Annotated in this window: 6 protein-coding genes; all 6 read left to right on the forward strand. The window is 68.6% G+C overall.

The genetic code is table 11. The annotated features are described in order from the left end of the window. A partial coding sequence (gene eccD, locus GT042_RS03955; protein ID WP_161307298.1) for a type VII secretion integral membrane protein EccD occupies positions 1-890 on the forward strand: 890 nt, incomplete at its 5' end. 27 nt (positions 891-917) lie between these two features. Then, complete coding sequence (gene eccB, locus GT042_RS03960; RefSeq protein ID WP_161307299.1) at positions 918-2396, forward strand: type VII secretion protein EccB; 1479 nt, start codon at positions 918-920, stop codon at positions 2394-2396. A gap of 382 nt (positions 2397-2778) precedes the next feature. Continuing rightward, entirely contained in the window at positions 2779-3159 is a 381-nt protein-coding gene (locus tag GT042_RS03965; protein ID WP_161307300.1) for a hypothetical protein, read from the forward strand. 95 nt (positions 3160-3254) lie between these two features. Next, a complete protein-coding gene (locus GT042_RS03970) occupies positions 3255-3575 on the forward strand; it encodes a WXG100 family type VII secretion target (protein WP_161307301.1) in 321 nt (106 codons plus the stop codon). 51 nt (positions 3576-3626) lie between these two features. After that, complete coding sequence (locus GT042_RS03975; RefSeq protein WP_161307302.1) at positions 3627-4064, forward strand: type VII secretion system-associated protein; 438 nt, start codon at positions 3627-3629, stop codon at positions 4062-4064. 80 nt (positions 4065-4144) lie between these two features. Further along, positions 4145-5790: AAWKG family protein (locus tag GT042_RS03980; protein WP_202532320.1), on the forward strand; the 1646-nt coding region annotated here is incomplete at its 3' end.

A 5790-nucleotide genomic window follows, 5' to 3' on the forward strand; every position in this document is an offset into this window, starting at 1 on the left:
CCGTCGGTGACTCCGGGGCCGGCTCGGTGCTCGGCCTCATGGCCGCCCCCTACTTCGCCCTGGCGGGATGGCTGCTGCCCGGCGGGGAGTTGGGCGGCGCCGGGGGCGACGCGGTGCTGGGGGCGCGGCTGTTGGCGGCCTCCGCCGCCGGCGGTGGCGCGGTCGTCCTCGCGCTGGCGGCGGTCGGCGTGTACCCGGCGCTGTTCCTCGGCACGGCCTCCGTGGCCGTCGCGGGGGCGCTCGGGGCCACCCTGATCATCATGGACCTGGCGCCGGACCAGGCGGCCAGTGTGGTGGCCGTCGTGGTGGTGCTGTTCGGCGGCTTCGTCCCCTCGCTGTCGTTCCGGCTCTCCGGGATGCGGATGCCCCCGCTGCCCACCAACGTCCAGCAGTTGCAGCAGGGCATCGACCCGTACCCCGCCTCCGACGTGGAGACCCGCGCGACCCTGGCGGACGGCTGGATGACCGCCTTCTACGCGGCCATCGGCCTGATCTGCCTGCCGTGCCTCGCGATGCTCGTGGCCGACCCCGACCTCCCGGGCATCCTCACCGTCGTCGCCCTGTCGCTGCTGTTGCTGCTGCACAGCAGGGGCCTGGGCAACGTCTGGCAGCGGCTCGCCCTGACCACCGCCGGCGCCTGGGGCACCGCCCTGCTGCTGTACGGAGCGGCCCGGGCCCTCGACCCCGAGGACCGGCTGACCCTGACGGCCGGTCTGCTGGCCCTGGCCGCCACGATCACCATCGCCTCCTGGACCGTGCCCGGGCGGCGGCTCCTGCCGTACTGGGGACGCGCGGCCGAGCTGCTGCACTCCCTCGCCGCCATCAGCATGCTGCCGCTGATGCTCTGGACGATGGGCGTGTACGGCACGCTGCGCGGCATCAACGGCTGATCCGGCTGATCGGAAGAACGGGCAACCATGCACAGCAAACGGGACCAAGTACAGGCGCACCTCTTCGTGATGGGCAGGCTCGCCTCGGCCATGCTGCGGGCCGAACCCGACGATCCCGAGAGCCCCCTGGGCCGGACCAACCGCGGCGCCGCGATCGGCGTGCTCATCGCCGTGCTGGTGTGCGCGGGGGCCTTCGTCTTCGGGCTCATCAAGCCCGGCGGGAACGACTCCTGGCGCACCGCGCAGAACCTGATCGTCGACAAGCAGACGGGCGCCCGCTACCTGTACCTGGACGGACGGCTCCGCCCCGTACGGAACTACGCGTCCGCCCAGCTGATCAGCGGCGGCCCGCTCGCCGTCACGACCGTCGGCACCGGCTCCCTCGCCGGCACCCCGCACGGCACGCCCGTCGGCATCCCCGACGGCCCCGAGGCGCTGCCCGGCACCGGCGACCTGGACACCAAGCCGTGGCTGGTGTGTTCCGGCCTCCTGCCGCGCACGTCGGGCGGCGCCACGGCGACCACCACGCTCGCCGTCGGCACGGACGAGCCCGGGGACGTACCGGGCGGGCGCCGACTGGCCGACCAGGAAGGACTGTTGGTCGCCGGGCCCGGTTCCGCCACCTACCTGCTGTGGCAGGGGAGCAGGCTGCGCCTCGACGCGCGCGGGCACGCGGCGCAGGCTCTCGGGTACGGGAACGTCACACCCCGCCCGGTCGCCGCCTCCTTCCTCGACGCCTTCCCCCAGGGACCCGACCTGGCGGCGGCCGAGGTGCCGGACCGGGGCGCGGAGGGGCCCGACCTGGCCGGCCGCGCCACGAGGATCGGGCAGCTCTTCCTCGTCGACGTCCCGGGTTCCGCCGCCCGCTACCACCTGCTCCAGAAGGACGGCCTGGTCCCGCTCACGGCCACCGGGGCGGCGCTCCTCATGGGCGACCCCGAGACCCGCGCGAAGGCGTACGAAGGCAACGCCGTACGGGTCGCGACGCTCGGGGCGGACGCGCTCACCGGGAATCTCGCCCCCCGCTCCGAGGACGCCGTCGTGAACCCGGCGCGGCTGCCCGAGAAGCCGCCGAGGCCGGTCGACATCGCCGTCGGCTCCGTCGCGTGCGCCGACGTCGACTCCACCCCGGGCGGCGTACGGGTGGGTACGTCCGTGCTGCCCGGACACGCGCTGCCGCAGGTGGTCCAGCCGCCGGCCCCCGAGGTCGTGCCCGCCTGCCTGAAGGTCGACGCGATCGCCGTACGGGCCGGAAAGGGCGCGCTGGTCAGGGTGGTGGGCGCGGGCGGCAGCGCGCTGGGCGACACCACGTACCTGGTGACGGACGAGGGGGTGAAGTACCGCCTGCTGTCGCAGGAAGGGGTGAAGGCGCTCGGGTACGAGGGCGTCGAGGAGCGGACGATGCCGTCGCCGCTGCTGGCCATGCTGCCGAGCGGACCCGACCTCACTCCTGAGGCGGCTTCCTCCGGAGAAGGGCGTGTGACACTGCGGTGTCCTGAGATGTAGGGGCTACAGCGGAAAAGTCGCTCCGCGGCGACTGTTCGTACGGGCAAACTTTTGGATTCCCCGCGAGGGTCCCGGGTGAAGTCCGGGTGTCCGGCCGCGTCGCGGAAACGGGGTCAATGACCGTTATCTCCGGCCGGAATCCCGCCGCCGCTCAGGTGAGCGGCCCCCATTCCGGGCCCCTGCTCAATCGAGCATTCAGGGACAAGGGCCGGGCCGCCACGGCGGGTTGGGAGGCAATTGCCAAACAACTTGCCGCCTGCTTAGCATCGGGCCACCCCATGTCCCTGTGAAGCGGGGTGTGTTCACAGGGCCGCCTTGTCTGCCCACAGGTGGTGCGGGGGTCCACAGGTCGGTGAATTCCGCCGGAAGGAAGTTCTCTCTCATGGCCATGCAGCAGTCCGAAGAGCACGCGACCCGCAACGGAATCATGGCGCTGGAGACGGCGTTCAGCGGTGTCCAGCGGTGTCAGCAGGACGTCCAGACCACCGCGGGCACGCTCGCCTCCAACTACGGTGGTTCGGACGGCGGAGGCTTCAAGCGGTTGCTCGAACAGTGGGACGGGCACGTCGACACGATCCTGCTCAATCTGGACCGGATGGTGGACGAGCTCAACTCCACCCTCACCGAACACGGCCTGGCGCAGGGCTCGTCGAGCGAGGCGATCGACCAGGAGTACTCCAGGTCCACGGCCGTGTTCGACGAACTCAACGGGTACAACAGCGGCCCGGCCGGCGTCGCGGGCGGCACCAACCCCAACGCCTGACCCGTTTCCCACCTCACCGTCACGGGCCGGCCCGCCGGCCGTGATCGCACACCCACCGCACACTCACCGTACACGCGGCGAATCGAGGGTTTCTGATGGATTTCACCGACGGTTACATCTACATCGACTACAACCACGCCGAGGGCGCGGCGGACAACATGGTCACCCAGTCCCAGTCCATCATGAGCGTCCTCGAGAACCTGGAAGCGGAGCTGACCGAGCTGAAGAACAGCTGGATCGGTGACGACCGGGACGTCTACCAGGACGTGCAGGCCAAGTGGGACGCGGCCGTCACGAACATCAAAACGCTGCTCGCCAATCACTCCAGCCTGCTTACGGACATCTCCGGCAGCTACCGGCACACCGAGCAGAACCTCTCCCAGCGGTGGTCGGACATCAGGATCGGCGGTCGCTGACCGGTCGCCGACCGGACGGCACGGTAGGGAAAAGGGGAGGGGAAGGGCGACATGGCCGAGGTCACGGTCCTTGACAGCGCGTTCCTGAAGAAGTTCATCAGCGACCACATCGAGCCGTTCGTGGGGACCCTGGAGGGGATCGTCAAGTACAGCCCGACGGAGGGCGAGGCGATCTCGTACATCGCCGACGGCAGGTCCACCACCACGCTCAGCACCACGAAGCCGCTCATCATCGGCAACATGGCCGGGGAGAAGGCCGCCGGGGGCAAACTCAACGGGGTCATCCAGGCGGAGGCGGTCGAGATCGTCCGCATCATCGAGGAGCAGACCGTGCTCTTCGAGGACTTCGAGGAAGCGCTGCGGGAGACGATCAAACAGCTGGAGAAGAACCAGGGGTCGACCCTCCAGGCCATCACCCCGGAAGAGTTCATGGACGTGTTCGAAGACGTCGACAGTGACCTCGGCGGATCCGGCGAAAAAGAGGACTAGGGCCCGCCCCAGGGCTCCTTCCCCCACCTCTCGTCCGCAGTTGCCCCTCCACGACCCCCACAACCTCCCGGAGCACGGTGATGGCAGAGTCCGAGGCCAGCCCCAAGGACAACAACGACGACGACTGGGCCATGGCCGTCAAGAAGCTCACCGGGTACGAGGTGGGCCCGCGTGCGATGTTGTTCGAGAAGATGAAGGGCAACGACGAGATCCCGCTGATGCACGTCCGGCTGGATCACGCGGGCAGTTACTACGAGTCCGGCTTCGCCGGCTCGGGCGGCTGGCACACCAAGAACACCGACTACACCATCCCGTTCTACCGGTCCTACCACGACGCGGACAAGACGTCGCCGGGAACGAAGCTCGACCGGTACCGGGCCTACATCACCATCCTGGCGACCGTCGGCGACGCACCGCCGAGCGGCATGGACGTGATCGGGAGCTTCGAGTACACGAGCAAGGTGCTGAAGGACGAGGGCGGCTGGAACAAGGACGGCAAGGCCGTTTCCTGGGACACCACCAAACTCGCCCAGTACATCCACGGCACCCGGGCCGCCCTCATGGAGATCGCGACGTCCCCGTATTCCTCCCACGGGTTCAGCCACAGCGGCATCGACGTGACGGACTCCCTCTATGTCGACCTCGGATCCTTCTCGGACACGGCCAGGGCGTTCGACCGGGTGGTCACCTTCTTCAAGAACAGTGCCGCCGCCGTCGGGAAGTGGGACAACGAGGACATCGGCGAGGGCAGTAAATCCTGGGACGGCACCTCGGCGGCCATTTTCAAAGCGCTCATCCACAAGCTGGCGAGGAATTACGAGGGTTACGCCGACCAGATCGCGGGTGAAGAGGGCGCGGAGTCGACCACGTACGTCACCATCGAGGGCGATCCGGTGTTCTCCGAGCCCGCGCGTGCTCTCGCGGACGCCCAGTGGACCCTGTACCAGCAGGCGATGAATCTGGTCGCTGCCTGGGACGCGTGGCGGCCCGAGAGCAGTCCGCAGCAGCATCTGTACGACCTGTTGCAGGAAGCCCGGATGGACATCCTCGACAATCAGTTCGGCAAGATCGACTTCCAGCCGTCCACCAACCGCTACGACTACTCCAGCAATATCGTCGCGGGCGAGGGATTCTCGGGCGTCATCACGATCGACGGCCAGCCCTACGGTGCGCCGACCGAGATGACGACGTGGAAGAAGATAGGCGAGGAGGCCGTACGCCGCTGGGAACAGTCGGTGAAGAACTGGCTCGGTCCGGCGGGGTCCGAGGCGATCCTCGCCATCGACAACGCGTTCACCGCGGCGGAGAAGGCGTTCGACCCCACCATCACGGACAAGGACAAGAAGTCCCTCTCTGACATCGCCGCGAAGGAGGAGTCGAAGGCGGAGAAGGCCGCCGCCGAGAAGGAGAAGGAGGAAGCCAAGAAGGAGGCGGAGAAGGAGAAGGAGGAGGCGAAGAAGGAGGCCGAGAAGGAGAAGGAGGAGGCCAAGAAGGAGCGGGACGCCGAGAAGGCAGAGGCCGAGAAGGAGAAGGAAGAGGCCAAGGCCGAAGCGGAGAAGGAGAAGGAGGAGGCCAAGAAGGAGCGGGACGCCGAGAAGGCGGAAGCCGAGAAGGAGAAGGAGGAGGCCAAGGCCGAGGCCGCGAAGGAGAAGGAAGAGGCGAAGGCCGAGCACGCCGCCGAGAAGGCGGAGGCGGAGAAGGAGAAGGAGGAGGCCAAGGCCGAGGC

Source organism: Streptomyces sp. SID3212, assembly GCF_009865405.1.
Taxonomy (GTDB): Bacteria; Actinomycetota; Actinomycetes; order Streptomycetales; family Streptomycetaceae; genus Streptomyces.